This window comes from Enterobacter cloacae complex sp. GF14B, assembly GCF_004136805.1.
In the GTDB taxonomy this organism is placed as follows: Bacteria; Pseudomonadota; Gammaproteobacteria; order Enterobacterales; family Enterobacteriaceae; genus Enterobacter; species Enterobacter hormaechei_C.
On record NZ_QFRV01000337.1, the window covers coordinates 1 to 1,009 of the forward strand.

At 62.8% G+C, this 1,009-nt stretch carries 2 protein-coding genes; both read left to right on the top strand.

All coding sequences use genetic code 11. The features are described from left to right. Positions 1 to 394: aldolase/citrate lyase family protein (locus DD606_RS25540; protein WP_176691513.1), on the top strand; the 394-nt coding region annotated here is incomplete at its 5' end. A 10-nt stretch (positions 395 to 404) separates the two neighbouring features. After that, on the top strand, positions 405 to 1,009 hold a 605-nt coding region (locus DD606_RS25545; RefSeq protein WP_306768332.1), incomplete at its 3' end, for a citrate lyase subunit alpha.

Here is a 1,009-nt window from a genome sequence, read left to right on the forward strand (position 1 = left end):
CATGCAGCCCGAGCGCGGCGACGGCACCGAGCTGTTCTACGCCCGCTGCGCCGTGCTGCACGCCGCCCGCGCGGCAGGCATCGACGCCTTCGACGTGGTGTGGTCAGACGTTAACGATGAGGCAGGGTTCCTGCGCGAGGTCGACCTGATCCGCAAGATGGGCTTTAACGGCAAATCGCTGATTAACCCGCGCCAGATAGACCTGCTGCACAACGCCTACGCCCCGACACGGGAAGAAGTGGAACACGCGAAACGGGTGATTGAGGCGGCAGAAGAGGGCGAGCGTAACGGCCTGGGCGTGGTGTCGCTCAACGGCAAAATGGTGGATGCACCGATTATTAACCACGCGCAGGTGGTGCTGGAGCGCGCGGCGGCCTCCGGCGTGCGTCGGTAAGGATGACATAATGAATCAGACAGAACTTCTCCATATGAATTTCCCCCATCTGCGGGATCTGAAACCCTTTGATACCGCCCACAGCGCGACGCCGTGGCTGGCGGACAGCGAGGCGAAGCACAGCCGCAAGCTCTGCGCCTCTATTGAAGAGGCGGTTAAGCGCTGCGGCTTGCAGGACGGGATGACCATCTCCTTCCACCACGCCTTTCGCGAAGGCGACCGGGTGATCAACACCGTCGTGGCGCTGCTGGCGCGGATGGGCTTCAAAAATCTGACCCTGGCTTCCAGCTCGCTGATGACCTGCAACGACGCGCTGATCGAGCATATCGAAAGCGGCGTCATCACCCGGATTTACACCTCCGGCATGCGCGGCAGGCTGGCAGACGCCATCTCCCACGGGCTGATGGACGAGCCGGTGCAAATTCACTCCCACGGCGGGCGCGTGAAGCTGCTCCAGGACGGCGAGCTGAATATCGACGTGGCGTTTCTCGGCGTGCCGTGCAGCGATGAGTTTGGCAACGCCAACGGCACGCACGGCAAATCGTGCTGCGGCTCGCTGGGCTACGCGATGGTGGACGCGCAGTTTGCCCGTAAGGTGGTGCTGCTGACCGAAGC